20 protein-coding genes and 1 pseudogene are annotated in these 26,241 nt (G+C 74.3%); 6 read left to right on the top strand and 15 right to left on the bottom strand.

Annotated features, from left to right (window positions below; all coding sequences use genetic code 11):
* Window positions 1–276: 276 nt before the first annotated feature.
* Window positions 277–1,362, bottom strand: a complete 1,086-nt coding sequence (gene absR1, locus ABEB00_RS22395) for a beta-glucuronidase AbsR1 (RefSeq protein WP_345621811.1) — start codon at window positions 1,360–1,362, stop codon at window positions 277–279.
* A 94-nt stretch (window positions 1,363–1,456) separates the two neighbouring features.
* On the opposite strand from absR1, the gene ABEB00_RS22390 reads away from it, so the two are divergent.
* Window positions 1,457–3,283, top strand: a complete 1,827-nt coding sequence (locus ABEB00_RS22390) for a LuxR family transcriptional regulator AbsR2 (RefSeq protein WP_425586549.1) — start codon at window positions 1,457–1,459, stop codon at window positions 3,281–3,283.
* A gap of 39 nt (window positions 3,284–3,322) precedes the next feature.
* Here the strand turns inward: ABEB00_RS22390 and ABEB00_RS22385 are convergent, their stop codons facing one another.
* On the bottom strand, window positions 3,323–5,986 hold the full coding sequence (locus ABEB00_RS22385; RefSeq protein ID WP_345621809.1) for a CHAT domain-containing protein: 2,664 nt from the start codon (window positions 5,984–5,986) through the stop codon (window positions 3,323–3,325).
* A gap of 108 nt (window positions 5,987–6,094) precedes the next feature.
* Between ABEB00_RS22385 and ABEB00_RS22380 the strand changes: the two genes are divergently transcribed.
* From ABEB00_RS22380 to ABEB00_RS22370, 3 genes are read left to right on the top strand one after another with little or no spacing between them, the layout of a single operon-like run.
* On the top strand, window positions 6,095–7,528 hold the full coding sequence (locus ABEB00_RS22380; RefSeq protein ID WP_345621808.1) for a S8/S53 family peptidase: 1,434 nt from the start codon (window positions 6,095–6,097) through the stop codon (window positions 7,526–7,528).
* The gene (locus tag ABEB00_RS22375; RefSeq protein WP_345621807.1) at window positions 7,525–8,163 is read left to right on the top strand and encodes an RNA polymerase sigma factor; all 639 of its coding nucleotides are present in this window, start codon (window positions 7,525–7,527) and stop codon (window positions 8,161–8,163) included. Before ABEB00_RS22380 ends, ABEB00_RS22375 begins: the two co-directional genes overlap by 4 nt.
* Entirely contained in the window at window positions 8,160–8,669 is a 510-nt protein-coding gene (locus tag ABEB00_RS22370; RefSeq protein WP_425586548.1) for a hypothetical protein, read from the top strand. The genes ABEB00_RS22375 and ABEB00_RS22370 overlap by 4 nt, the downstream gene beginning before the upstream one ends.
* Window positions 8,670–8,699: 30 nt before the next feature.
* Here ABEB00_RS22370 and ABEB00_RS22365 read toward each other — a convergent pair whose 3' ends face one another.
* The 5 genes from ABEB00_RS22365 to ABEB00_RS22345 form a co-directional block, all read right to left on the bottom strand.
* The gene (locus ABEB00_RS22365; RefSeq protein ID WP_345621806.1) at window positions 8,700–9,923 is read right to left on the bottom strand and encodes a cytochrome P450; all 1,224 of its coding nucleotides are present in this window, start codon (window positions 9,921–9,923) and stop codon (window positions 8,700–8,702) included.
* Window positions 9,924–9,980: 57 nt separating this feature from the next.
* On the bottom strand, window positions 9,981–10,802 hold the full coding sequence (locus ABEB00_RS22360) for an N-formylglutamate amidohydrolase (protein WP_345621805.1): 822 nt from the start codon (window positions 10,800–10,802) through the stop codon (window positions 9,981–9,983).
* A 91-nt stretch (window positions 10,803–10,893) separates the two neighbouring features.
* Window positions 10,894–13,113, bottom strand: a complete 2,220-nt coding sequence (locus ABEB00_RS22355; protein ID WP_345621803.1) for an NADP-dependent isocitrate dehydrogenase — start codon at window positions 13,111–13,113, stop codon at window positions 10,894–10,896.
* Window positions 13,114–13,255: 142 nt separating this feature from the next.
* A complete protein-coding gene (locus ABEB00_RS22350; protein WP_345621802.1) occupies window positions 13,256–14,341 on the bottom strand; it encodes a mechanosensitive ion channel family protein in 1,086 nt (361 codons plus the stop codon).
* A 223-nt stretch (window positions 14,342–14,564) separates the two neighbouring features.
* Window positions 14,565–15,548 carry a lysylphosphatidylglycerol synthase transmembrane domain-containing protein gene (locus ABEB00_RS22345; RefSeq protein WP_345621801.1) on the bottom strand — a complete coding sequence of 328 codons (984 nt, stop codon included), beginning with the start codon at window positions 15,546–15,548 and terminating at the stop codon, window positions 14,565–14,567.
* A 127-nt stretch (window positions 15,549–15,675) separates the two neighbouring features.
* On the opposite strand from ABEB00_RS22345, the gene ABEB00_RS22340 reads away from it, so the two are divergent.
* Entirely contained in the window at window positions 15,676–17,553 is a 1,878-nt protein-coding gene (locus ABEB00_RS22340) for an ABC transporter ATP-binding protein (protein WP_345621815.1), read from the top strand.
* On the opposite strand, the pseudogene ABEB00_RS22335 reads toward ABEB00_RS22340, so the two are convergent.
* The 8 genes and pseudogenes from ABEB00_RS22335 to ABEB00_RS22300 all read right to left on the bottom strand — a co-directional run.
* Window positions 17,550–17,900 (bottom strand): annotated as a pseudogene (locus ABEB00_RS22335) (CoA-transferase); the annotation flags it as partial. The gene ABEB00_RS22340 and the pseudogene ABEB00_RS22335 overlap by 4 nt on opposite strands.
* A 38-nt stretch (window positions 17,901–17,938) precedes the next feature.
* Window positions 17,939–18,721 (bottom strand): CoA transferase subunit A, encoded by a 783-nt coding sequence (locus ABEB00_RS22330; protein WP_345621800.1) that lies wholly within the window; start codon window positions 18,719–18,721, stop codon window positions 17,939–17,941.
* A 239-nt stretch (window positions 18,722–18,960) separates the two neighbouring features.
* Window positions 18,961–19,932 (bottom strand): fumarylacetoacetate hydrolase family protein, encoded by a 972-nt coding sequence (locus ABEB00_RS22325; RefSeq protein WP_345621799.1) that lies wholly within the window; start codon window positions 19,930–19,932, stop codon window positions 18,961–18,963.
* A gap of 100 nt (window positions 19,933–20,032) precedes the next feature.
* Window positions 20,033–20,965 carry a VOC family protein gene (locus tag ABEB00_RS22320; RefSeq protein ID WP_345621798.1) on the bottom strand — a complete coding sequence of 311 codons (933 nt, stop codon included), beginning with the start codon at window positions 20,963–20,965 and terminating at the stop codon, window positions 20,033–20,035.
* Window positions 20,966–20,969: 4 nt separating this feature from the next.
* The gene (locus ABEB00_RS22315; RefSeq protein WP_345621814.1) at window positions 20,970–21,968 is read right to left on the bottom strand and encodes an amidohydrolase family protein; all 999 of its coding nucleotides are present in this window, start codon (window positions 21,966–21,968) and stop codon (window positions 20,970–20,972) included.
* A 2-nt stretch (window positions 21,969–21,970) separates the two neighbouring features.
* Window positions 21,971–23,101 carry an FAD-dependent oxidoreductase gene (locus tag ABEB00_RS22310; RefSeq protein ID WP_345621797.1) on the bottom strand — a complete coding sequence of 377 codons (1,131 nt, stop codon included), beginning with the start codon at window positions 23,099–23,101 and terminating at the stop codon, window positions 21,971–21,973.
* A 59-nt stretch (window positions 23,102–23,160) separates the two neighbouring features.
* A complete protein-coding gene (locus ABEB00_RS22305; protein ID WP_345621812.1) occupies window positions 23,161–24,117 on the bottom strand; it encodes a cyclase family protein in 957 nt (318 codons plus the stop codon).
* Window positions 24,118–24,146: 29 nt separating this feature from the next.
* Window positions 24,147–25,151 (bottom strand): fumarylacetoacetate hydrolase family protein, encoded by a 1,005-nt coding sequence (locus ABEB00_RS22300; RefSeq protein WP_345621796.1) that lies wholly within the window; start codon window positions 25,149–25,151, stop codon window positions 24,147–24,149.
* Window positions 25,152–25,278: 127 nt separating this feature from the next.
* On the opposite strand from ABEB00_RS22300, the gene ABEB00_RS22295 reads away from it, so the two are divergent.
* Entirely contained in the window at window positions 25,279–26,199 is a 921-nt protein-coding gene (locus tag ABEB00_RS22295) for a LysR family transcriptional regulator (RefSeq protein WP_345621794.1), read from the top strand.
* Window positions 26,200–26,241 lie beyond the last annotated feature (42 nt).

Genomic DNA, 26,241 nt, shown 5'->3' with positions numbered 1-26,241 from the left:
GAACCCAGGCGCCTTGACGAAAGACATAGAGGCACCCCCCCGTGCCTGGCCGCCGCCCCGTGACTCCACACCAGATCGGGGCGGACGCCCTTCCCGGCGAGTCGGCGTTGTGGTGAACGAGCGCCGGGTCCGCCGACCCCCGTACGGCGGACCCGGCGCTCGTTCCGGCGCAGGCGCCCGGGCCACGTATTCCCTCCCCCGAAGGCTACGTGACCCGGGCGCTCCCCCGGCGCCGGTCTGTGGCCGCTCCCCGTCCAGGAGCGGTGGTTCGTGCGGTCACCAGCACATGACCGCGGTCTCGCCCGGACCCCACGAGGAGTACAGGCGCACCCGGACGACGTAGCGGCGGCCCTTGACGAGCCGGGCCCGGAGCGTGGCGTTGTCCTGGGTGCCGCCGTCGTCCCGCCCGGCGAGGTAGCGGGGCTCCCCGTCCCGCTCCTCGAAGACCACGACGACGGTGTCGGCGTCCCCGAAGACCCCCACGGTGTAGTCGCGGGTCTCCGGCGGTTCGACGAGGAGATCCGCCTGCTCGCCGGGGCCGAGACCGAGCGGCACCGAGCGGAACGGGACCAGCGCGGGCGGCAGCGACGTACCGGCCGGCGGGTACCAGCGCAGGACGAACTCCTTGTCGGCGGCCGAGAGCGTGCCGGGCGGGTGGAGCCCCGCGCGGTACTGCTCCGGCTCCAGTATCAGCCCCGACGCAAACGGATACTCCATGATCGACTGCGGGTCCCAGACGATCCCGTTGACCTCGTCCGCGTCGAGCTTGCGCAGTATGTTGAAGTACGTCCGGTCCCGGCTCCAGTGGTGCGGCGGACCGGCCAGCTCGTCGTAGACCGCCTCGTCGTCCCAGTGGATCCGGGCGAACGGGCTCTGGTGCTCGTGCAGCATCCCGAGGGCGTGCCCGATCTCGTGCAGGGCCGTGCCGCGCTCCCCGGGCGCGGTGAGGTCCCAGCCGAAGTTCATGGTGCGCTCGTTCAGCCCGAAGTCCAGCGCGTCCTTGCCGACGGCCGACCAGGAGCCGTCACCGGCCTGGAAGCCGATCCGCAGTTCGGCCTCCGAGCGTTCGCCGACCTCCCGGAAGGTGAGGCCGACCCCGAGGTCGCGCCACTCCCGGAAGCAGTCGCGGACCACGTCCCGCTGTTCCGCGCCGCCCACCCACGAGGTCCGGCGGGTGCGGCCCGAACCGGGGACGGTGACCAGCGAACGGTCGCGTTCGCCGTCGAAGAAGTAGTAGTGCAGCACGGTGCCGTTGACCCACATCCGGCGCCCGCCGACGAGCGCGCCGAGCCGCTCGGCGGCCAGCCCCGGCGGAAACGCGGGAGCGGGCGCCTGCGCCAGCGAGCAGTAGCGGGTGGTCATGTGATCAGGGTGCCGTCCGGCCCGTCCCGGCGCCTGAGTCGGAGTCTACTCAAGTACCCCTGTATCAAGAATGAGTAGCCGGACTCCCCTTACCGTGACGACAGTTACCGCGACGACTTCCCACCCGACGCTCCTCGACCGCGACCCGGCGGCGCCGGACCGGCCCTGGCCGTTCACCGGCCGCGAGGACGAACTGGAGCGGGTCCGCCGGTCCCTGGCGGCCGGCCGGCCCGGCCTGGTGGTCACCGGCCCGTCCGGCGTCGGCAAGACCAGGCTGGTCACCGAGGCGCTGCGCGCCACCGACCACGCCCGCGCGGTCGGTACGCCCGAGACCCGGCACCTGCCGTTCGCCGCCTTCGCCGGCCTGCTGCCCGAACCGGTCACCCTGCACCGCGCCGTCCACCTGCTCTCCGGCGTACGGCTGCTGCTGGTGGACGACGCGCATCTGCTCGACGACGCCTCCGCCGCCCTCGTCCACCAGCTCGCCGCGCACGGCCGCGTCCGGCTGCTGGTCGTCACCGCGGACGGCGCGCCCGTACCGGAGGCGGTGTCCCGGCTGTGGACCGGTGAGCTGCTGCCCCGCCTCGCTCTCGGGGCGCTGCCCCGCGAGGAGAGCGCCGACCTGCTCACGGCGGCCGTCGGCACCGCCCCCGAGCCGCTGACCGCCGACCGGCTGCACCGCCTGTGCCGCGGTGACCTGCGGCTCCTGCGCGAGCTGCTGGGCGCGGTGCGCGACCACCGGCCGCTCACCGCGGACCCGGAGACGGGGGAGTGGTCCTGGTGCGGGCCGGTGCCGGTGACCGCGGCCCTGCGCGAGCGCGCCGCCCCCGCCCTCGACCGCGCCCGCCCCGGGGAACGGGAGGCGCTGGAGCGGCTCGCCTTCGCCGAACCGCTGCCGCTGGACCTGGACGACCTCGACACGGACGTACTGGAACGGCTGGAGGCCGACGGCCTGATCGACGTCGACGACCGGGGCGGCATCCGCCTCGCCCATCCGCTGCACGGGCCCGTCCTGCGGGCCGCGACGGGCCGGCTGCGGGCCCGCCGGCTCGCCCGGGACCCGGCGGAGTACGGCCCCGCCCTGGCGGCGGAGACCGCCGCCCTCGCCCACCGCGCCGCGTCCGCCGACGTCCGGCCGGCCCCGGCCCCGGTCGGGGAGTGGCTCGTCGCCCGGGGAACACCGCCGCCGGCCCCGGACGCCGCCGTGCGCGCCCGCCTCGCCCGGCTCCGCGGCCACCTGCGGGAGGCCGCCGCCTGGGCCCGCGAAGGACTGCGCTCCACCCCCGGCGACCCGTCCTGCCGCACCGAACTCGCCCTCGCCGCGGCCCAGTGCGGCGATCCTGTCCCCGACCGCGCCGACGCCGCCTCCGCCGCCGTCTGGTCCGCCGCCGCACGCGGCGACCTCACCGCGGCCCTGGCCGCCGTCGCCGACGACCCCTACGACGCCGTCCGCCTCGGCGCACCCGAACGCGCCGCCGGACGCCTGACGGGGGTGTTCGCCGCCCACGCGGACGCCCTCGGCCGCGGCGACGGACCGGCGCTGGACCGGGCCGCCGCGGCACTGGAACGACGCGGGTTCCTGCTCTACGCCGCCGAGGCACACGCCCAGGCCGTACGGATCCACCGCGACCCGGGCCGCGCCCGCACCGCCCGCACCCGCGCCGTCGCCCTCGCCCGGCGCTGCCCGGGCGCCCGCACCCCGGCCCTCACCGGCCTCGTCCTCGGCGAACTCACCGCCCGGCAACGCCAGATCGTGACCCTGGCCGCCGCCGGAATGAGCAACCGGCAGATCGCCGAACGGCTCACACTCTCCGTCCGGACCGTCGGCAACCACCTCTACGGCGCCTACACCCGCCTCGGCAGCGGCGACCGCGCCGCCCTGCCCTGGCTGACCGACCAGCCCGAACCCCAGCCCGCCTGAGCGGGCGGCGAAGCGGACACCGCTTCAGGGCCGGGAGGCTCAGGCCGCCCCGAACGCCGAGAACGCCCAGCCGGTGGCCTGGTGGACCGCGTCGCCCGGCAGGGCCGCCCGCGCGTCGCGCAGCGCCTCCGCCAGGGACAGCCCGGCGTCCAGCCCCTTGTGCAGCGCGAGCATCAGCGGCACCACCGCCGCGTCGTTGACCGGCGCGCTGCACGCCACCACCCCGGCGGTGCCCAGCGGCAGCAGCGCGGTCACCAGGCCGAGCAGTTCGTCCGCGCCCACCGACGCGAACCGGGCGGTGTCGCAGCAGGACAGGATGATCCGGTACGGGCTGCGCGCCAGCCGTTCGAAGTCGTGCACGATGAGCGGCCCGTCCGCCATCCGCAGCGACGAGAACAGCGGACTGTCCGCCCGGAAGGTGCCGTGCGCCGCGATGTGCGCCGACGCGGCCCCGTCCAGCTTTCGCAGCACCTCGGGCACCCGCGCCCCGTCGCCCTCCAGCACGGTCGGCGGCCGGAAGCGCTGCGCGTCGGGCACGCCCGTACGGGGGTACGCGTCCGGCAGGTCACGGCCGTACCCCTCGGCGAGCAGGGGCACCTCCGCGCCGCCGCTGGCGAGGCCGGGACCGCGGACCAGGACGTGCCCCCCGCCCGGCGGCGGCGCGGTGCCGCGGGCCCGCAGCCAGCTCGTCGCGGACGGCGAGACGCTCAGCACCCGGTCCCGCAGCGCCGGCAGCAGCGCCCACGGCACCCGGTGCAGCCGGCCCGGAGGTACCACCACGACCGGGCCGGAACCCAGATGAGCCGCCGCCGGACCGAGCAGCAGCTCCTCCAGGCGGCGCCCCGCGGCCTCCACCACCGGCAGCCGCGCCTGAGCCCCCGGGTGCGCGAGGCGCCGCAGCCCGGCCTGCACGTGCTCCGCCTCCCGCTCCGCCTCCGCCAGCAGCCCGGCCTCGAACCGCCGCACCCGCCCCTGCCCGCACAGCAGCACCTGCACCCGGCCGTCGAGCACGGCCAGCTCCACCAGATGGACGTCCTCGCCCAGCGCCGCCAGCAGCCGGCCCACGTCGAACCCCTCGCCGCCGCCCGGGGCCTCGCCGCGCATGTGCAGTGTCCGGGAGCGGATCTCCCGCTCCAGGCGCCGCTGTTCCCGGTCGAGGGCCGCGACCGGACGGCCCTCCATCCGGGCCTGGTCGGCCCGCGCCGCGATCTCCCGGAACGCCGTCAGGTCGCTGAGCAGCACCGGGTCGGCCGGCGGCCGGGCGGGCGGCGTGGCCAGCACCGTCGCCCGCCAGCGCTCGCTCCACACCAGCAGCCGCCGCGGCCCGCCCGAGGCGAGGGACGCCCGCTGGGCCAGCGCCGCCAGTTCCGCGCCCTGCGCCGTGGCCCGCGCCCGCAACTCGGAGGCGCCCAGCGTCATCCGGTGGTCGTCCAGCACATCCAGCCCGCGCCGGCACGCCTCCAGCACCCCGCGCGTCGACCCCGCCGCCCGGGCCCGCAGCGCCTGCGCCGCCCAGCCCGTCATCCGCGCCAGCGGCGGCCCGCCCCGCCGGCTGCGCGCGGCCACCCCCAGATGCCGCTCCGCGTCCGCCGTCCATCCCAGGCCCAGGGCGATCCGCCCGGCCAGCAGCGACGCCTCCGGCGCGGCCGGCGCACCGAAGGCGGCGAGCTTGCGTGCCACCTCCGCCGCGTCCTGCACCAGCCGTCCCGAACACCGCCCGTCCGCCACCCGCGCCTCGATCAGCACCAGCCGGGCATGCGTCTCGTACCAGGTCCGCCGCTGCGCCGCGAAGAGCCGTACCGCGACGGCCGCGCGCGCGATCGCGGTCTGCGCCTCGCCCGCGAGCCCGGCCGCCCGCGCCGCCACGAGCAGCAGCTCCGCCTTGCGCGTCGACTGCCCGCCCATGCCGTCGAGGACGGCGATCGCGGCGTCCGCCTCGGCCAGCGCCTCCGGGGCGAGCCCCGCCGCCATCAGCACCTCGCAGCGCCGGATGTTCAGCACGAACGTCGGCGTGCCGAGGCCGGCGTAACGCGCGGCGGCCTCGTCGAGGAGCCGCAGCGCCGCCGGGACGTCACCGGAGCGGAACGCGGCCAGCCCCCGGCTCTCCACCGCGTCCGCCTTGTCGTGCTCCTGGTCCGTGGTGCCCCACAGCTCCTCCGCCGCCGCGAAGTCGGCCTCGGCCCGCTCCACCGCGCCCACCGCCAGATGCACCGTGGCCCGCAGGGTCAGCGCCCGCGCCGTCCAGATCACGTCCTGCGCCTGCCGCAGCACCGGTATCGCCCGGCGCACGTCCTCCAGCGCCTCGCCGTGCCGGCCCAGCACCCACCACACGTAGGCCCGCCGGAAGAGCACCCGCGCCCGGGTGTGCCCGCTGCCGCGCGCCACCCCGCGTTCGAACGCGGCCAGCCCCTGCCGGGTGCGGCCCGAGTGCACCAGCGCCACCCCGAGGGTGGCCAGCACGTCCGCCTCCCGCTCGGCGGAGTCCGCGCGGGCGGCGAGGTCGCGGGCCCGCCGCAGATGGGACAGGGCCAGCCGGGTGTCGCCGAAGTCCCGCTGCCAGATGCCGATCACCTGGTGGGCGACCGAGGCGTGCAGCGGCGGCGGAGCGGCGCCGAGCACCCCTTCCGCCCTCGCCAGAGCCTCGTTCGGGGCGGCGAACACCATCGGCAGCAGTCCGAGAACCGATTCGCTTCCCGCTGTCACCCCACGGATGCTAGTGCCACGGAACCGCGGCACACAGGTTCGGGTCTGTATCAATCAGGCGTCCGCGGACTCTGATTGACGAACGCCGCCTCAGGGGGAGGAAACGCCATGGCACCACAGCGATTTCGCGAGCAGTTCGACCAGATCCAGCGCTCCATGCCCGACATCCCACTGGCGATGGGTCCCGACGACTCCGCCGAGTTCCTCTACGAGAAGGGCGTCGTCCTCGCCAGGGACGGGGACGAGGCCCGCCTCGTCGAGGACACCGTGCGCGAGCACTTCACCACCTTCGCCGGGCTGAGCGCCGACCACGTGCGCCGCACCGGCCCCGAGACCAACCGCAGCGGCATCACCCGCATCCGCGTCGCCGACCCCGGCCAGGGCACCGCCGCCGGTGACCCGGCGGTCGCGGGCGCCCTGCGGTCGCTGCGGGCCGGCGAGGCACGCGCGGGCCGCCGGCTGGTCAGCCGCAACCACGTGGTCTCCATCGCGGTCAACGCCTGCCCCGGCGACGAACCCGTGCCGGTGTCCCGCACCGAACCGCCCAACCCGGCCGCCGACAGCACGCCCTACCTCGCCGACACGGCCGTCGGCGTCCTCGTCATCGACACCGGCCTGATGAACGACTACCGCCACTACCCGCTGCTCGCCCACACCGAGGGCGACGCGCAGATCCGGGAGTGCGACGACATCGGGGTCCTCCAGCAGTACGTCGGCCACGGCACCTTCATCGCCGGACTCCTCGCGGCCGTCGCACCCAACACCGACATCACCGTGCGCAACACCCTCAACGACGCCGGCGCCATCCTGGAGTCCGAGTTCGGCGAGAAGCTCTTCGAGGCCGTCGACCAGGGCGGCTGGCCCGACGTCCTCAGCCTCTCCGCCGGCACCTCCAACGGCCGCGCCGACGGCCTGCTCGGCATCCACGCCTTCATGGAGGAACTCCGCGACCAGGGCACCCTGCTGGTCGCCGCCGCCGGCAACAACGCCAGCGCCACGCCGTTCTGGCCCGCCGCCTACGCCGACCTGCGCGGCTGGGAGAACGCCGTGCTGTCCGTCGGCGCGCTGCGCGGCGACGGCGAGTACGGCGCCTGCTTCAGCAACCACGGCGCCTGGGTGAAGGCGTACGCCCCCGGCGAGCGCCTCACCAGCGCCTTCACCGGCTTCGGCACGGCGGTGCCGTACGTGTACCAGCACTCCACCTACGACACCTGCCGCTACGGCTTCGGCTACGCCTGCACCTGCCAGTACCCGCGCCACACCGGGCTGCTCAGCGAACCGGGCGAGGCGCCCGCCGAGCCGGACCGGGTGGAGTTCGACGGGCACGCGCAGTGGAGCGGGACCTCCTTCGCCGCCCCCGTGGCGGCCGGACTGGTCGCCGCCCACATGACGGCGCACAAGGAGAGCGACCCGCGCACGGCCCGCGTCCAGCTCATGACGTCGAACACCGAGTTCGCCGAGGTGCGCGGCGCGCACGTGCCGGCGCTGCTGCCGCCCACCTGGCGCCCGGTATCGGTCGAACCACCGGCCGACGGGGCATGAGGGGCGGAATCGCCCCCTCCACGGCGTACGATGACCAGTCGTACACGAGGGGTGGGGCCGTGGACCGTTCAGATGTCGGGGCGCTCGTCCAGTCCGCCGCCGACGGTGACGCGGCGGCGTGGAAGGCGCTGGTGGAGGGGCTCGGCCCGCTGGTCTGGTCGGTGGTGCGCGGGCACGGGCTGTCCGACGCCGACGCCCACGAGGTCTACCAGACCGCCTGGTTCCGCTTCGCCCAGCACCTGGGGCGGCTGCGGGAACCGGAGAAGGCGGGCTCCTGGCTGGCGAGCACCGCCCGGCACGAGTGTCTGAAGCTGCTGCGCGCCGCGCGGCGCTGGACACCGACCGACGACCCGCAACTGCTCGACCGGGCCAGCGAGGAACGCACGCCCGAGGAGTCGGTGCTCGACTCCGAGGAGGCCGCCGCGCAGAGCGAGCGGGTGCGGCGGCTGTGGCAGGAGTTCGAAGGACTGGGCGAGCGGTGCAGGCAGTTGCTGCGCGTGCTGATGGCGTCGCCGCCGCCCAGCTATCAGGAGGTCTCGGCGGCTCTCGGCATCGCCGTGGGCAGCATCGGGCCGATGCGCCAGCGCTGCCTGCGCCGGCTGCGGGACCGACTTGAGGGAAGGGGGGCGGCATGAGCGAGGTCAACGACATCGACGGAGCAGACGGCGACGGCATGGACGGCGACGGCATGGACGGCGACGGTATGGACGGCTCGTTCGACGACTCGCTGCTGGAGGAGGAACTGCGGCAGGCGGCCGCGATCCTCGACCCGGTGCCGGCGGAGCTGAGCCGCCTGGCCGTCGAGGCGTTCGCACTGCACGACCTGGACACCGGGCTCGCCGAACTGACCTTCGACTCGCTGGTGGACGCCCTGCCGATCAGGGGAGAGGCGGCGCGGATGCTGACCTTCAGCGCCGGCGAGGTCAGCGTCGACGTCGAGGTGGGCCCCGAGGGGCTGTTCGGTCAGGTGATGCCGCCGCAGGCGGCCCGGATCGAGGTGCTCAGCGGCCCGCAGGCGGCCCGCTTGCTCGCGGCCGACGCCATGGGCCGGTTCACCGGCGACGCCCCGCCCGCCGGGCCCTTCGCGCTGCGGCTGCGGGCCGGCGGCGAGGTCCTCGTCACCGAGTGGCTGCGCGCCTGACCCACGCCCATCGGGGCGGCACGGGCCGGCTCACCAGGCGCAGGGCAGGGTCCGCGGCCCGCGGATCATGGTCCTGCGCCGCCAGGCCACCTGTTCGGGACCGACCGCGAGCCGCAGTCCGGGCAGTCGGTCCAGCAGCGTGTCCACCAGCAGCTCGGTCTGCATCCGGGCGAGCAGCGTGCCCGTGCAGTAGTGCGGTCCGTTGCCGAAGGACAGATGCGGGTTGGGGTCCCGGTCCAGGTCGATGCGGTCCGGGTCGGGGAAGACCGCCGGGTCGCGGTTGGCGGCCAGGTAGGAGACGTACACCGGGTCGCCCGCGCTGATCCGGACGCCGTGCAGGTCGACGTCCTCCCGGGCGATCCGGGCCAGGCCCACCGACGAGCGGTGCGGAATCCAGCGCAGCAGCTCGTCCAGGGCCGGGCCCCGGTCCGCGGGCCGCTCCCGCATCCGGGCCATCAGCTCGGGGCGGGTGAGCAGCAGGTACAGGAGCTGGCCGCTGTTGTGGGTGACGGCCTCGCCGCCGATCTGCAGCGGCCCGGCCAGCCCGATCGCCTCCTCCTCGGCGACCTCGCCGCGCGCGACGGCCGCACCGAGCAGCGAGTACACGTCCTGGCGGGGATCGCCGGCGCGGGCCCGCACGGTCTCGGTGATCCACCCGTACAGGCTGTTCTTCGCCCGTTCGGCGCCCGCCACCCCGCCGGAGGTGGAGATGATCTCCCGGGTCCAGGAGTGCACCCGCTCCCGGTCGGCGGCCGGCACGCCCATGACCTCGCTGACGACCGTCAGCGGAAAGGGTTCGAGGACCCGCTCGACCAGCTCGGCCGGCGGGCCGTCGCGCACCATCCCGTCCACCAGGCCGTCGAGGATCTCCCGCGCCCGGGGCCGCAGCCGCCGCACGGCGCCCGCGGTGAACGCCCCGGCGACCGTCCGCCGCAGCCGGTTGTGGTCGGGCTGGTCGGCGAAGGCGAGCGAGCCGGGGCGCGGCTTGAAGTGCGGTGCCATCCGGGTCACCTGGCGCCCCGGCACCTCGGCCCGGCCGAACCGCGGGTCGTTGGTGATCAGCTTCACGTCCTCGTGGCGGGTGGCCAGCCACGCCCAGCCCTCGCCGTGCGGCAGCCGGATGCGGGTCAGCGGTCCCTCGCGCATCAGCTCGGCGAGGACCGGGTCGAAGTCCGTGCCGTCGAGGTCGAGGGCGGGCCAGTCCCGCACCGGGGGCGGGGTCTGGCCGGCGCGTGTCCGGGTCTCCTGCGTCATGCCCCCACTCTGCGCGGGCCGCGCCCCGCTGTCGCGCGGAAGTGCGCCGGCCGGTGGTCAGGCCGCCGGGCCGGCGGCCCCGCCGTGCACGGCGTCCACGAGCGCCGCGAGCGCCCGGGCCAGTCGCCCGGGACCGGGCCCGGCCGGGCCGCCCGGCCAGGTCAGGTACGTGTCCCTGCGGATCTCCACCATCAGCGCGCCGACCTCCGCCCGCCGGCCGTGGAAGTCCAGCGGCACGTACGCGCCGGAGAACGGGCTGTCGAGGCCGGTCCCCCCGCACCCGGCGAACGCCTCCCGGGCCGCGGCGAGCAGCTCCGGCGGGGTGTGGAAGGCGTCCGTGCCCAGGCAGACCGCGGGGCGCGGGCCGGTGCCGTGCAGTTCGTAGGGCAGCGGGAGGGCGGGGTAGGAGTGGACGTCCACGATCACCGCCTGCCCGGTGGCGGCGAGCCGGTCCGCGACCGCCTCGGTCATCGCCCGCGCGTACGGCCGGAAGTACCGTGCGAGCAGCGGCTCGGGGTCGGTGCCCGCGGGCCGCAGCACCTCCCCGTGCGAGGTCCGGGTGTACACCGCGCCCATCCCGACCGCCGCCATCTCCTCCCGGTCGTCCGGGAACCGCTCGGGGTCGACCACCAGCCGGGAGAGCCGGTTCACGAACCGCCAGGGCGTCACCCCGGCCAGCCCGGCCGCCGCCTCGGCGAGAGCGTCCGTGTGCGCGTCGGTGAGGTGGTCCAGCTCCCGCTCCAGGCCCGGGTCGTCCAGCGCGAGGCCGGCCCGGACGCCGGCCGGTATCTCCCGCGCGGCGTGCGGGACGTGCAGGATCACGGGGGAGTGCGCGGCGCCGGGCAGCAGCGAGAAGGAGCGCGGGGCGTCGTCGGGCACGGGCCTCTCCTGGACGGTTCGTCGCGGGGTCCACAGCGGGACACCCCGCCTCCGGCGGAACGGAGACGGGGTGCCCGGCGGGTCGTACGGATCAGACGAGCGAGGCCAGCGCCTCGTTCCAGGTCGTGGACGGACGCATGACCTCGGCCGCCTTGGCCGGGTCGGGCTGGTAGTAGCCGCCGATCTCGGCGGGCTTGCCCTGGACGGCGTTCAGCTCCTCGACGATCTTCGCCTCGTCGGCGGTGAGCTTCTCGGCGAACGGGGCGAAGACCTTGGCCAGCTCCGCGTCGTCGGTCTGCCGCGCCAGCTCCTGGGCCCAGTACTGGGACAGGTAGAAGTGGCTGCCGCGGTTGTCGATGCCGCCGACGCGGCGGGTCGGGGACTTGTCCTCGTTGAGGAAGGTCGCCGTCGCGCGGTCGAGGGTGTCGGCGAGGACCTTGGCGCGGGTGTTGCCGGTGGTCTCGGCGAACTGCTCCAGGGCGGGCACCAGGGCGAAGAACTCGCCGAGCGAGTCCCAGCGCAGGTAGTTCTCCTTGACGAGCTGCTGCACGTGCTTGGGCGCGGAGCCGCCGGCGCCGGTCTCGAACAGGCCGCCGCCCGCCATCAGCGGGACCACCGACAGCATCTTGGCGCTGGTGCCCAGCTCCAGGATGGGGAAGAGGTCGGTCAGGTAGTCGCGCAGCACGTTGCCGGTGACGGAGATGGTGTTCTCACCGCGGCGGATGCGCTCCACCGACAGCTTCGTCGCCTCGACGGGGGAGAGGATTCGAATGTCCAGGCCCTCGGTGTCGTGCTCCGGCAGGTACGCCTTCACCTTGGCGATCAGGTGGGCGTCGTGGGCGCGGCCCTCGTCCAGCCAGAAGACCGCCGGGTCGCCGGTGGCGCGGGCGCGGGTGACGGCCAGCTTGACCCAGTCGCGGACCGGGGCGTCCTTGGTCTGGCAGGCGCGGAAGATGTCACCGGCGGAGACGGCCTGCTCCAGGACGGTGGTGCCGGCCTGGTCGACGAGGCGGACGGTGCCCGTGGCGGGGATCTCGAAGGTCTTGTCGTGGCTGCCGTACTCCTCGGCCTTCTGCGCCATGAGGCCGACGTTCGGGACCGAGCCCATGGTGGAGGGGTCGTAGGCGCCGTGGGCGCGGCAGTCGTCGAGGACGGCCTGGTACACGCCGGCGTAGGAGGAGTCCGGGATGACGGCGAGGGCGTCGTGCTCCTGGCCGTCCGCGCCCCACATGTGGCCGGAGGTGCGGATCATGGCCGGCATCGAGGCGTCGATGATGACGTCCGAGGGGACGTGCAGGTTGGTGATGCCCTTGTCGGAGTCGACCATGGCCAGCTCCGGGCCCTCGGCCAGCTCGGCGTCGAAGGACGCCTTGATCTCGGCCCCCTCGGGCAGGGACTCCAGGCCCTTGTGGATGCCGCCCAGACCGTCGTTCGGAGTGAGGCCGGCCTGGGCGAGCGTGTCGCCGTGGCGCGCGAAGGTCTTCGGGAAGAAGGCGCGGACCACGTGGCCGAAGATGATCGGGTCGGAGACCTTCATCATGGTCGCCTTCAGGTGCACCGAGTACAGGATGCCCTCGGCCTTGGCGCGGGCGACCTGCGCGGTGAGGAACTCGCGCAGCGCGGCGACGCGCAGCACGGAGGCGTCGACGACCTCGTCCTTCTGCACGGGGACGGACTCGCGCAGCACGGTGGTCGTGCCGTCGTCACCGACCAGCTCGATGCGCAGGGTGCCGTCCTCGGCGATCACCGCGGACTTCTCGGTGGAGCGGAAGTCGTTCTCGCCCATCGTCGCCACATTGGTCTTGGACTCGCCGGTCCAGGCGCCCATGCGGTGCGGGTGGTTCTTGGCGTAGTTCTTCACCGAGGCCGGGGCGCGGCGGTCGGAGTTGCCCTCGCGCAGGACCGGGTTGACCGCGGAGCCCTTGACCTTGTCGTAGCGGGCGCGGATGTCGCGCTCCTCGTCGGTCTTCGGGTCGTCCGGGTAGGCGGGCAGCGCGTAGCCCTGCTCCCGCAGCTCGGTGACGGCGGCCTTGAGCTGCGGGATCGACGCCGAGATGTTCGGCAGCTTGATGATGTTGGCCGCGGGGGTCTTGGCCAGCTCGCCCAGCTCGGCGAGGGCGTCCGGGATGCGCTGGTCCTCGGTGAGGTACTCCGGGAACACGGCGATGAGGCGTCCGGCCAGCGAGATGTCCCGGGTCTCCACCGGGACACCCGCCTGCGCGGCATACGCCCGGACCACCGGCAGGAAGGAATACGTTGCCAGGGCCGGGGCCTCGTCAGTGTGCGTATAGATGATGGTCGAGTCAGTCACCGGTGCTCCGCTCCACGTCTGCAACATTGCTCGACATCAAGATATCTCGTGACCGGCCCCGGCTCGACAGCGGTACGCCGCGGAGTTCGGCGAAACGGCGGACGCCGGCGCGGCGGACCCCGCGCGGCGGACCCCCGCGTCCTCAGTCGTGCAGCGTGTGCGGGACGCCGTCGGCCGCGCGCTGCCGCGGGAACACCACCGCGCCCTGCTGGAGGGCGACCGTGCGGGCGGGCGCCGGGATGCGGATGCCCTCCTCGCGGTAGCGCCGGTGCAGGCGCTTGATGAACTCGTGCTTGATCCGGTACTGGTCGCTGAACTCGCCGACGCCGAGGATCACCGTGAAGCCGATCCGTGAGTCGCCGAAGGTGTGGAAGCGGACGGCCGGCTCGTGCTCCGGGACGGCACCGGTGATCTCGGTCATGATCTCGGTGACGACCTCGGCCGTCACCCGCTCCACCTCGTCCAGGTCACTGTCGTAGGCGACGCCCGCCTGGACCAGGATGGTCAGCTCCTGCTCGGGCCGCATGAAGTTGGTCATGTTCGACTTGGCGAGCTGCCCGTTGGGGATCACCACCAGGTTGTTGGACAGCTCGCGCACGGTGGTCTGCCGCCAGTTGATGTCCTCCACGTAACCCTCCTCGCCGCTGCTGAGCCGGATGTAGTCACCGGGCTGCACGGTCTTGGAGGCGAGGATGTGGACGCCGGCGAAGAGGTTGGCGAGGGTGTCCTGGAGGGCCAGGGCGACCGCCAGACCGCCCACGCCGAGGGCGGTGAGCATCGGGGCTATCGAGATGCCCAGCGTCTGCAGCACCACCAGGAAGCCGAGGGCCAGCACCAGCACGCGGGTGATGTTGACGAAGATCGTGGCTGATCCGGCGACCCCCGAGCGGGACGCCGTCACCGTCCGGACCAGCCCGGCGACGACCCGGGCCGCCGACACCGTGACCACGAAGATCATGAGAACGGTCAGCACCTGGTTCACATTGTGCTGGACCGTGCGGGTCAGCGGCAGCGCCGCCGCGGCGGCCGCCGTGCCGGCCGAGAACACCCCCCAGGGAGCCACCGTGCGCAGCGCGGCCACGATCACGTCGTCCCCGCCCCAGCGGGTGCGGTCCGCGTGGCCCGCCAGCCAGCGCAGCAGCGCGCGCAGCAGGAAGGCGCCCAGCAGGCCGGCGGCCAGGGCGATACCGGCCGGCACCAGGTCGTCCACGGTGAGGTCGCCGGTCACCGGTCACCTCCGGGGCGGACAGCGGCGGCGGGGATGCCCGCCGGGGGCCGGCTGCGAAGTCTCGTCACGTCGTCACCTGTTCGGTCTCCGGGATGTGCGATCGCGCCGCGGGGCAGGGCCGTTCGAACGGCGCGACCGCTCATCCTGCCGCATCGCGGCCCGCGGCCCGTACCGGACGGGAGGCGGTGGTGGCGCTTCGGCCCCCCGCGCCACCGTCGCCGCCTCAGATGACCTTCAGCCGCACCAGCGCCCCCAGGGTCAGCGCCCCCGGGAGCATCGGCAGCCAGACGGTGATGATCCGGTAGGCCAGTACCACCGCCGTGGCCAGGGCCGCCGGGCCGCCCGCCGCGACCAGCGCGACGATCAGCGCGGCCTCCACCGAGCCCAGGCCGCCCGGCGTCGGCACCAGCGCGACGGCGGCCGTCGCCGCCAGATACGCCAGCGCCACGTGCGCGGCCGGCACCGGCAGGCCCAGGGCCCGCCCGACCAGCACCAGCCCGGCGGCCTGGAGCGCGGGGAAGGCCAGCGAGCCGCCCCACAGCGCCAGCGCCCGCGCCGGCCGGGCGTGCACCGAACGGGCCTCGCCCAGCGCGGTGCGCAGGAAGGAGACCACGGCCCGGCGCACCGGACGGACCAGCGTCAGCAGAGCCGCCGCCACGGCCACCGCCGCGGCGGCGGTCAGCAGCAGCGGCCCGAGGAGACCCGCGGGCAGCAGCGCGCCCAGCCGCAGCGCGCCGGGGAACGCGATCAGCAGCGCCCCCAGCAGGACCAGCCGGCCGACGCTCTCCGCCAGCAGGTAGAGCGCGAGCGCGGCCGAGGAGCGGGCGAGCGGCAGCCCGCACACCGTCAGGAACCGCAGGTTGACCGCGCCCGCGCCCAGCCCGCCGGGCAGCAGGTGGTTGGCCGCGCCCGCCGCGAACTGAGTGGCGAGCAGCCGCCGGCCGGGCAGGCGTTCGACCACCGTGCCCTGCCGGGTGCAGGCGGCGGCCACCCAGGTCAGACAGGTGGCACCGGCCGCCGCGAGCAGCCACGGCCAGCGGGCGCCGGTGAGGTGGCCGAACCCCTCGGCCAGCACCGGCCACTGCCGTACCGCCACCGCGGCGACGAGGGCGAGCGGGACCAGGCAGAGGATCTGGCGGACCGGGACGCGACGGGGAAGCCGTCGTGCGGGGGCGGCCTGGGCATCGGGGAGTCGTACCGCTGTCACGTCCGGGAAGCCTTCCCGGCCCCCGCCAACCGCGGATGGCGGAAACGGGGACGGCACCTTAACGGTCGCGCGGCGACCGACTCTTGACCTCAAGATTGGTCGAGGTCCTACCGTCCTGGTCATGAGTATGGAGACCACCGCCTGGACCCAACTGCACAGCGTCCTCAACGCCGAGCAGGACCGCCGTCCCTTCGCCCGCGCCACCCTCAGACGCATCGGCGCCTTCGCGCGCCCGCACCGCCGGCGCATCGCCTGCTTCGTCCTGCTCGGGGTGGCGACCGCGCTGCTCGCGGTCGCCACCCCGCTGCTCGCCGGCGGGGTCGTCGAGGCGATCGTGTCGGACGGCGACGAGCGCACCGTCGTCCGCCTCGCCCTGCTGATCGCGGCGATCGCCGTCGCGGAGGCGGCGCTCGGGATCGTCTCCCGGCGGCTGTCGTCGCTCCTCGGGGAGGGACTCATCCTCGATCTGCGGACGGCCGTCTTCGACCATGTGCAGCGGATGCCGGTCGCGTTCTTCACCCGCACCCGTACCGGAGCGCTCGTCTCGCGGCTCAACAACGACGTCATCGGTGCCCAGCGCGCCTTCAGCAACACCCTCTCCGGAGTGGTCAGCAACCTGGTCACCCTGGTCCTCACCCTCGCCGTCATGTTCACCCTCTCCTGGCAGATCACCCTGCTCGCGCTGGCGCTGCTGCCGGTCTTCGTCGTCCCCGCCCGCCGCATGGGCCGTCGCATGGCCCGTATGCAGCGCGAGGCGGCCGGCCTGAACGCGGCCATGGGCACCCGGATGACCGAACGCTTCTCCGCGCCCGGCGCCACCCTGGTCAAACTCTTCGGCCGCCCCGAGGAGGAGTCGGCCCAGTTCGCCGAACGCGCCCGCCGGGTCGCCGACATCGGGGTGCGTACCGCCACCGCCCAGGCCGCGTTCATCACCGCGCTCACCCTGGTCTCCGCGCTCGCCCTCGCCCTGGTCTACGGACTCGGCGGCTACTTCGCGCTGCGCGGCACCCTGGACGCGGGCGCCGTCGTCGCGCTGGCCCTGCTGCTGACCCGCATGTACGCGCCGCTCACCGCGCTCGCCGGGGCGCGCGTGGAGGTGATGAGCGCCCTCGTCAGCTTCGAACGGGTCTTCGAGGTGCTCGACCTGAAGCCGCTGATCGAGGAGAAGCCCGACGCCCGCCCGGTCCCCGACGGGCCGGTCGCCGTCGAGTTCGAGAACGTCCGCTTCGGCTACCCGTCCGCCGACAAGGTCTCCCTCGCCTCCCTGGAGGAGGTCGCCGCGCTGGACACCCGCGGCGGCGCCGAGGTCCTGCACGGCCTCTCCTTCCGCGCCGAGCCGGGCCGCACGATCGCGCTCGTCGGCTCCTCCGGCGCGGGCAAGTCCACCGTCGCCGGGCTGCTGCCGCGCCTGTACGACGTCGACTCGGGCAGCGTGCGCGTCGGCGGCGTCGACGTCCGCGACCTGAGCGCCGCCTCGCTGCGGGACACCGTCGGCATGGTCACCCAGGACGGGCACCTCTTCCACGACACGGTCCGCGCCAACCTCCTGCTGGCCCGGCCCGGGGCCGACGACACCGACCTGTGGGACGCGCTGCGCCGCACCCGCCTCGACGCTCTCGTCCGCTCCCTGCCCGACGGCCTGGACACGGTGGTCGGCGAGCGCGGCTACCGCCTCTCCGGCGGCGAACGCCAGCGGATGACCCTCGCCAGGCTGCTCCTGGCCCGCCAGCGCGTGGTCATCCTCGACGAGGCCACCGCGCACCTCGACAACACCTCGGAGGCGGCCGTCCAGGAGGCGCTGGCCGAGGCCCTGGCCGGCCGGACCGCCGTGATCATCGCCCACCGGCTCTCCACGGTCCGCGCCGCCGACGAGATCCTGGTGGTGGAGGCCGGGCACATCGTGGAGCGCGGCACCCACGACGAACTCCTCGCCGCCGACGGCCGCTACGCCCAGCTCCACCGCACACGGTTCCGGCCCCGACCCGGGCAGGACGCGGTGGCCTAGAACCTGAGGCCGCCCTCCAGGCGCAGGGGCGTGCCGGTGCGGGCCACGACCTCCTCCACCGTGACGCCCGGGGCCGTCTCCACGAGGGCGAGGCCGTCGTCCGTCACGTCGAGGACGCCGAGGTCGGTGATGATCCGGTGGACGCACGTCTCGCCGGTGAGGGGGAGCGCGCACTCGTCGAGGATCTTGGGGCTGCCGTCCTTGGCGGTGTGCTCCATGAGCACCAGGACCCGGCGCGCGCCGTGGACGAGGTCCATCGCACCGCCCATGCCCTTGACCATCTTGCCCGGGATCATCCAGTTGGCGAGGTCACCGGCCCGGGAGACCTGCATGGCGCCGAGGACGGCGGCGGCGCGGGCGGCCATCCGGTCGCGGGTCCAGGGCATCAGGAACGTACCGTCCCTCGGGTCGAAGAGGCAGAAGCCGTACGGCGTTCGATGTGCTTGTCGGCGGCCTCCCGGGGGCTGAGCGCCACGATCCGCTGGACGTAGACGCCCGGCAGGTGGACCTCGTTGGGGCGCAGGCCGCCCGGTTCGACGAGTTCCTCCACCTCGGCGACGGTGACGCGGCCGGCCATCGCCGCGAGGGGGTTGAAGTTGGCGGCGGCGTGCCGGAAGACCAGGTTGCCGTGCCGGTCGCCGCGCCAGGCCCGGACCAGGGCGAAGTCGGTGGTGATCCCGTGCTCCAGGACGTGCGGGCGGCCCGCGAAGTCACGGGTCTCCTTGGGCGGGGAGGCGAGGGCGACCGTGCCGTCGGCGGCGTACCGCCAGGGCAGGCCGCCGGTGGCGACCTGGGTGCCGACGCCCGCCGGGGTGTAGAAGGCGGGGATGCCCGCGCCGCCCGCGCGCAGCCGTTCGGCGAGCGTGCCCTGCGGGGTCAGCTCCACCTCCAGTTCACCGCTGAGGTACTGCTGGGCGAACTCCTTGTTCTCACCGACGTAGGAGCCGGTGACGCGGGCGATCCGGCCGGCGGCGAGGAGGACACCGAGGCCGCGGCCGTCGACGCCGCAGTTGTTGGAGACGACCTCCAGGCCGCTCGCGCCCTGCGCGTACAGGGCGCGGACCAGGACTTCGGGCACGCCGCTGAGGCCGAAGCCGCCGACGGCGAGCGTGGCGCCGTCGGGGATGTCGGCGACCGCCTCGGCGGCGCTGCCGCGGACCTTGTTCACGTGCGGGTCTCCTTTCCGGGGGTGGCGCCGGGAACGACCGGGCCGGCCAGCGCGTCCGAGACCGACTTGACGCCGCCGTGCGCGGTCAGCCCGCTGTCCACGGGGATCTCGGCGCCGGTGATGAACGATGACGCGCGCGCCCTCGCGGGTGAGCGCCGCGGCCTCGGCGGCGCCCTGGCCGCGGGCCGCGCCGGTGACCACGACGACCTTGCCCGCAAGCCGCCCGGTCCGCGGGCCGCTCACGGCCGCTCCCGGCCGCGGCGCCGGCCGGCCGGCAGGGGTACGGGTTCGACGCCGGCGACGACGGTGTTGGTGAGGGTGCCGATGCCCGCGACGGTGAGGGCGACGGTGTCGCCGGGCTTCAGCGGCGGCGGGGACTGCTCGCCGCGCCGGCCCCACAGTTCGGCGAGGCAGCCGCCGTTGCCGCAGGTGCCGGAGCCGAGGACGTCGCCGGGGACGACGCGGGTGCCGCGGGAGGCGTAGGCGGTCATCTCCTCGAAGGTCCAGCTCATGTGGGACAGCAGGTCCTCGCCGACATTCTCGCCGTTGATCTCGGCGGTCAGCGCCAGGCGCAGGAAACCGTCCGCGTCCCGGTGCGGTTCCAGTTCGTCGGCGGTGACCAGGCAGGGGCCGAGGCTGGTGGCGGTGTCCTTGCCCTTGCAGGGTCCGAGGCCCACCTTCATCTCGGCGGACTGCAGGTCGCGGGCGGACCAGTCGTTGAAGACGGTGTAGCCGACGATGTGGTCGCGGGCCTGCTCGGGCGTGAGGTCCCGGCCCTCCCGGCCGATCACGGCGCCCACCTCCAGTTCGAAGTCCAGCGCGGCCGACCCGGGCGGTACGGGCACGTCCTCGCCGGGGCCGAGGATCGCGTGCGGGTTGGTGAAGTAGAAGGTCGGGGCGGCGTACCACTGCTCGGGGACGCCGCCGGTCCCCTCGACCGAACGGCGCACCCCCTCGACGTGCTCCTCGAAGGTGACGAAGTCCCGTACGGAGGCCGGCCGCAGCGGCGGCAGCAGGCGGACCTCGCTGACGTGCGGACCGGGGGGTGCGTCGAGGGCGGCGGCGCCGGCGTCGAGCAGGGCCGGGAGCCCCCCGCCGGAGGCGAGGACGTCGGTCAGGGAACGGACGCCGGGGACCGGGAAGAGCACTCCCGCGTCGTCGACGACCGCGAGGCCGGTCCGGTGACGGTGTGCGTAGGCGGCGAAGCGCATGTGCGGCTCCTGGCTCAGGGGTCCGGGGGCGCGGCGGGCCGGGTGACGACAGGCCCTGGGGCGGCGGCCGGGCCGCCGCGCCCCCGGGATCGGTGGCGGATCAGACCGGCGGGGCGACGAAGACGCCGCGGTCGGGGTCGTTGAAGGACTCCTTGGCGACCAGTTCGTTCATGGCGTTGGCGGTGCCCCACTGGTCGGTGACCTCGGGCCGGGAGAAGTCGTACACGTGCGGGTGCCAGGTGTCCTCGTCCAGGCACTCCAGCTCGGTGGTGTACTCCACGGTGTTGCCGTGCGGGTCGAGGAAGTAGGTGAAGGTGTTGTCACCCGCCAGGTGCCGGCCCGGCCCCCAGATCTTCCGGGCGCCCGCGCGCATCACCCGGCCGGAGCCGCGCATGTACTCGTCGATGCCGCGCATCTCGAACGAGACGTGGTGCAGCGCGGTGTGCGGGCCCTGGGCGATGGCCATCGAGTGGTGCTGGCTGCTGATCCGCATGAAGTGCATGACCTCGCCCATGTGCGGCGAGGACAGCGTGTCCGACAGGGCGAAACCGAGGTGGCGCTCGTACCACTGCCGGGTCCGGTTCAGGTCGGGGGAGTTGAGGACGACGTGGGAGAGCTTGACCGGGATGGCCTCCTTCTCCTCGATCTTGCGGTGGAGGCGTACCTCGACCTCCGCGGAGACCTCGACGGTGCGGCCGTCCACGTCGAAGAACCGGAAGCCGTAGCCGCCGCCGGGGGTGTCGACCTTCCCCGGCCGGGTGATCAGCTCCACCCCGCCGGCCAGGAGCCGTTCGGCGAGGGTGTCCACGGCGGCCGGGTCCGCCGCGCCGTAGGAGACGAGGTCGAGCCGCTTCTCCTCGGCCCTGCGCAGCCGGACGACGTAGTTCTCCGGGGAGCCCTCGGCGGCCAGGAAGGAGATGCCGGAGTCCTCGGCGACCTTGGTCAGGCCCCAGACACCGGAGTAGAAGTCGAGCTGCTTGTCGTAGTCGGGCACCGCCAGGTCGACGTGGCGCAGATGGGTGAGCAGGCGCATGAGGTCAGTCCTTCCGGAGGAGGGCGGCGGCGTTGCCGCCCCGTACGGCGTGGAAGTCGGCGTCGGGCAGGTGCGCGGCGCGCAGGGCCGCGAGGGGGTCCTCGGTGCCCATGTCGAAGGGGAAGTCCGAACCGAGCAGCACCCGGTCGGCCCCGGCGACCCGGACCAGCTCGCGCAGCACGTGCGGATCGTGTACGAGCGAGTCGAAGTACAGCCGTTTCAGATAGCTGCTGGGCGGGTGCGCGCAGCCTTCGCCGGCGTCCGCGCGGGCGGACCAGGCGTGGTCGGAGCGGCCGATGTGGGTGGGGAGGTAACCGCCGCCGTGCGCGGCGATCAGCTTCAGGCCGGGGTGCCGGTCCAGCACCCCGGAGAAGATCAGATGCGACAGGGCGACCGCGTTCTCGGTGGGCTGTCCGACGCTGTTGGACAGGTACCAGCGGTCCAGGCGCTCGTCGAGGGTGCAGCCGAAGGGGTGCAGGAAGAGGAGCGCGCCGCTCCGCTCGGCCCGGGTCCACAGGGGTTCGTAGGCCGGGTCGGAGAGTTCGCGGCCGGGTGCGTGGCTGGAGATCTCCACGCCGAGCAGGCCCTGCGCGAGCGCGTGGTCGAGCGCCTCGACCGCGAGCGCCGGGTGCTGGAGCGGGACCAGGCCCAGCCCGCGCAGCCGGTCCGGGGCGGCCGCGCAGTGCGCGGCCGTCGCCTCGCCCGCCAGCCGGTACACCTTCTCCGCGGTCTCCTCGCCGGCCCAGTAGTGGTAGTGCGAGGGGGAGGGGCTGACCAGTTGGACATCCACCCCCTGGGCGTCCATCGCGGCCAGGCGCGCGGCCACGTCGGTCAGGCGCGCGAAGCGCGCCCGGACCATGGGCCCGCTGACGGCGAGGGCGGCGGGGCCGTTGCGGCGGGCGTCCAGCGCCCGTGCCTCGGCGAGCCCCGGCTCCCCCGCCACCAGCGCCTCGATCTCGGGCAGCAGGACGTGGGCGTGCACGTCGACGGTGGGGGCGGGCACGGTCACGGCAGCTCCCGGAGCATGGTCATGGTGCGGGCCATCAGGCCGGGCACGTCGGCGTCGCGCACCCCGTCGAGCTGCCATTGCCCGATCCGCACGGACGCCTCCACGACCGGGCGGACGCGGGTGATCCGCCGCTCGTGGTACGCCTGGAAGAGCGCGTCGTCCCAGGTGCCGGCGCCGGTCAGCATCTGGGCGAGCACCCAGGCGTCCTCCATCGACAGGGCGGCGCCCTGCGCGAGGGTGGGCGGACAGCAGTGGGCGGCGTCACCGACGAGGACGATCCGGCCGCGATGCCAGGAGCCCTCCACCAGCATGCGGTCGAACCAGGTGTAGTTGACCCTCGCCCGATCGGTGATGTGCTCGGTGATCTCCGGCCAGAAGCCCCCGTAGCTCTGGGTGAGGCGGCGCATCTCCTGTGCGTACGACGCGGGCGGGATGGCGGCGCGGTCGCGGTTGGCCTCGACGACGTACGCGTACAGCGTGGTCTCGCTGGTGGGGCAGTAGCCGGCGATGTAGGCGGGGCCGCCGTAGGCCAGGTCGGTGCGGGTGACGCCCGCCGGGCGCGGGGCGGCGACGCGCCAGATGGCCATGCCGGTCGGTTCGGGCCGGGCGGTGACACCGATCGCCGCGCGGGTGGCGGAACCGAGGCCGTCGGCGGCGACGACCAGGTCGTAGCGGCCCGCGGAGCCGTCGGAGAAGCGGACGGTGACACCGTCGTCGTCCTGGCCGGCGATCTCGGCGGTGGTGCCCAGGCGCACGGTCGCGCCACTGGCGCGGACGGCCTCGATGAGGATCCGCTGGAGCTGGGGGCGCTGCATGCCCACGGTGGCGGGCAGGTCGTCGCCGCCGGTGCGCAGGTCGTCCTGGACGTGCAGGACGGTACCGTCGGGGGCGGTGATACCGACCGAGCCGAAACCGTAGCCGGACGCCGCCACCCGCTCCCAGACGCCCAGTTCGCGCAGGACGCGCAGGGCGTTGCCCTGGAGGGTGATGCCGGAGCCGGCGGTGGCGTTCCAGTCGTCCTTGGCCTCGATCAGCTCCACGTCGAGGCCGGCCCGGCGCAACAGGACGGTGACGGTGCTGCCGGCCGCGCCACCGCCGATCACCAGGACCGTACGGGCTGTGCTCATGGGGAACTCCTTCGTTCCTCGGACCGCTTCACGGCGAGGGGCTACTTCACGGCGAGGGGTTACTTCACGGCGATCGGGTTGACGGGGGAGCCGACCGCGCCGGTGATCGGCAGCGGCGCGGCGGTCAGCCAGAACGCGTACGCGCCGTCGGCCGCGCAGTCCCCGGCGAGGGCGTCGAGGTCCCACATCTCGCCGATGGTCAGGCCGAGGTGGGGGATGGCGACCTGGTGGAGCGGCTGGAAGGCGTGCGCGAACTCGTTGGGCCGCACCTCGAAGCCCCAGGTGTCGGTGGCGATCGCGGCGATCTCGCTGCGGTGCAGCCAGCCGGCCGTGGTGAACGACAGGCCCGGGGCGGCGCCGCCCGCGTAGTCGCCCCAGCCCTCCCGGCGGACCCGGGTGAGCTGTCCGGTGCGGACCAGGACGAGGTCGCCGCGGCCCACGCTGACGCCCTGCGCCTCTGCGGTGGCCGTCAGGTGCTCCTCGGTGACCGCGAAGCCGTCGGGGAGTTCCCCGTCCGTGCCGATCGCCCGGCCGACGTCCAGCAGGACACCGCGGCCGGCGAGGTGCGCGGCCATGTGCTCGATGCCGGTGACCAGGTCGCCGTCGGAGGTGACGACCTGCTCGGCGGGCCGTCCGTTCCACGCCTTGCCGTGGTCGAAGATGTGCCCGAGCCCGTCCCACTGGGTGGAGCACTGCAACGGCATGGCGATCACGTCGTCGGCGCCGCCGATGCCGTGCGGCAGGCCCTGGTTGCCGAGGGCGGCGTCGGTACCGGTGTCCAGCATGGTGTGCACCGGGTTGGTCCGCCGCCGCCAGCCCTTCTGCGGGCCGTCGATGTCGAAACGCTGCGACAGGGAGAAGCTCACGCCCCGCCGGATCAGCGCGGCGCCCTCGCGGCGCTTGGCCTCGTCGAGGAAGTTGAGGGTGCCCAGCACGTCGTCCTCGCCCCAGCGGCCCCAGTTGGAGTACGCCTCGGCGGTCCGGGCGATCGATCCCTCCGGGTCGGCGGGGTCCAGCGCGCCTCCGGGAGAGTGACGGTCCCGGGTCACGAGGCGTCCTCCGCCACACAGCGGGTGCGCTGGACGCCGAGCCCGGTGACCGAGCCCTCCAGCACGTCGCCGTCGCGCAGCAGCCGGCCCCAGTGCATGCCGTTGCCGGCCGGGGAGCCGGTGAGCACGAGGTCGCCGGGGAGCAGGCGGGCGCTCTGCGAGGCGTAGGAGACCACCCGGGCCACGTCGAAGATCATGTCCCCGGTGGACTCGTCCTGCATGGTCTCGCCGTTGAGCTTCAGCGTCACCCGCAGGTCACCCGGGTCGGCGACGGAGCCGGCGGGCACGATCCACGGGCCGAGCGGAGTGAACCCGGGCGCGTTCTTGCTGCGCAGCCAGTCGGTGCCGATCTGCGGCATGTCCCGGCGGAAGACCGTCGCCCGGTCGGTCAGGTCGTTGGCGATGGTGTACCCCGCGACGTGCCGCAGGGCCTCCTCGGCGGTGACCCGGTAGGCGGGCCGGCCGATCACGACCGCCAGCTCCAGTTCCCAGTCGGGCTGCGCGGCCCACGCGGGCAGCACCACGTCGTCGTACGGCCCGGTGATCGCGCTCGGCAGACCGATGAACACGTACGGCAGGTCCTCGGCGGCCCGCCGGTCCATGATCTCCGCGGCCTCGGCGCGCCGCTCCTCCTCCGGCCGGTCGTCGTCGGGGGCACGGTGCGCGACGTGCAGATCGATGACGTGCTGCCGGTAGTTGGCGCCGGACTGGAACACCTGGCGCGGCTCGACCGGCGCGTGCACCCGGAACCGGGCCAGCGGCCTCGTCTCCCGGCCGTCGATCCCCTCGGCCAGCGCCTTCAGACGCGCCGCGGCGCTGTCCCAGTCCACCAGCACGTCCCGCACGGTGAGGTTCCCGTCGCCGAACGCGGCCCGGAGATCGAGTACCCGGCCGTCGGCCGTGACCAGGGCGGGGAAGGCCGGCTCGTCCTGCGCCGAGAGCGTGGCGAGGGCGAACGGTCCGGCGAAGAGTGCGGACGCGGCTTCGGATTTCACGAACATGTCCTCCTGATTGCGGTCCGACTAATCTGGACCCGGCACCCACGATCAGGGAAATAGATTCTGTGGATGAGCGGCATCCGCGCCGTTTATTCCTGCTGTTCAGCGCCGTACCGCGAGGAAAACCGCTGTGAATCTGGCCCGTCTCGACCTCAATCTCGTCGTCGCCCTGCGCGCCCTGCTGGAGGAACGCAACGTCACCCGCGCCGGGCAGCGCGTCGGTCTCAGCCAGCCCGCGATGAGCGCCGCCCTCGGCCGCCTGCGCCGGCACTTCGACGACGACCTGCTCGCCCGCGTCGGCGGCCACTACGAACTCACCGCCCTCGGACAGGTCCTCCTGGACCGCACCTCCACCGCGTACGACCTGCTGGAACGCCTCTTCGCCAGCCAGGCGGACTTCGATCCGGCCGCGGAGAGCCGGGAGTTCAAGCTGGTCGCGTCCGACTACGCCGTCGCCGTCTTCGGCAGCGCACTCGCCCGGGTCCTGCACCAGGAGGCCCCCGGCATCCGGCTCCGCTTCACCCAGACCCCCACCAGCGTGGTCGACGACACCGCCACCCTGCTGAGCACCACCGACGGGCTGCTCATGCCGCACGGCGTCATCAGCGACTTCCCGGCCACCGACCTCTACGACGACCACTGGGTCTTCCTCGTCGCCGACGACCACCCCGACGTCGGCGACCGCCTCACCCGGGACGACCTCGCCCGCCTGCCGTGGGTCACCTACCAGCGCACCTACGACGCCCCGGCCGTACGCCAACTGGGCATGCTCGGCATCGAGCCGCGGGCCGAAGTCTCCGTGGACAGTTTCCAGTTGCTGCCCCTGCTGGTGGCGGGCACCCGGCGCATCGCCCTGGTGCAGGCCCGCCTCGCCCGGCTCCTCGCCCCCCTGGCCGACGTACGCGTGCTGGCGCCGCCGTACGAGGCGGTACCGCTGCGGGAGGCGCTCTGGTGGCATCCGGTGCACACCCACGACGCCGCCCACATCTGGCTGCGCGAGACGGCGGCCCGGGTCGCCCGGGGGATGGGCGCCGCGTCGCCCCGCCCGTGAACCGGGCGGCCCGGGGCCGCCCCCGCCCCCGGTGCCGCCGGG

This window comes from Streptomyces ziwulingensis (assembly GCF_039542605.1).
Lineage (GTDB): Bacteria > Actinomycetota > Actinomycetes > Streptomycetales > Streptomycetaceae > Streptomyces > Streptomyces ziwulingensis.
This window is presented reverse-complemented; position numbering and strand designations above follow the sequence as displayed.

What these genes read in the sequence shown, in the direction of transcription:
- absR1 (WP_345621811.1), bottom strand. Translation starts at nt 1,362, where the DNA reads ATGACCACCCGCTACTGCTCGCTGGCGCAGGCGCCCGCTCCCGCGTTT.
- ABEB00_RS22380 (WP_345621808.1), top strand. Translation starts at nt 6,095, where the DNA reads ATGGCACCACAGCGATTTCGCGAGCAGTTCGACCAGATCCAGCGCTCC.
- ABEB00_RS22375 (WP_345621807.1), top strand. Translation starts at nt 7,525, where the DNA reads ATGAGGGGCGGAATCGCCCCCTCCACGGCGTACGATGACCAGTCGTAC.
- ABEB00_RS22370 (WP_425586548.1), top strand. Translation starts at nt 8,160, where the DNA reads ATGAGCGAGGTCAACGACATCGACGGAGCAGACGGCGACGGCATGGAC.
- ABEB00_RS22365 (WP_345621806.1), bottom strand. Translation starts at nt 9,923, where the DNA reads ATGACGCAGGAGACCCGGACACGCGCCGGCCAGACCCCGCCCCCGGTG.
- ABEB00_RS22340 (WP_345621815.1), top strand. Translation starts at nt 15,676, where the DNA reads ATGGAGACCACCGCCTGGACCCAACTGCACAGCGTCCTCAACGCCGAG.
- ABEB00_RS22325 (WP_345621799.1), bottom strand. Translation starts at nt 19,932, where the DNA reads ATGCGCTTCGCCGCCTACGCACACCGTCACCGGACCGGCCTCGCGGTC.
- ABEB00_RS22320 (WP_345621798.1), bottom strand. Translation starts at nt 20,965, where the DNA reads ATGCGCCTGCTCACCCATCTGCGCCACGTCGACCTGGCGGTGCCCGAC.
- ABEB00_RS22310 (WP_345621797.1), bottom strand. Translation starts at nt 23,101, where the DNA reads ATGAGCACAGCCCGTACGGTCCTGGTGATCGGCGGTGGCGCGGCCGGC.
- ABEB00_RS22300 (WP_345621796.1), bottom strand. Translation starts at nt 25,151, where the DNA reads ATGTTCGTGAAATCCGAAGCCGCGTCCGCACTCTTCGCCGGACCGTTC.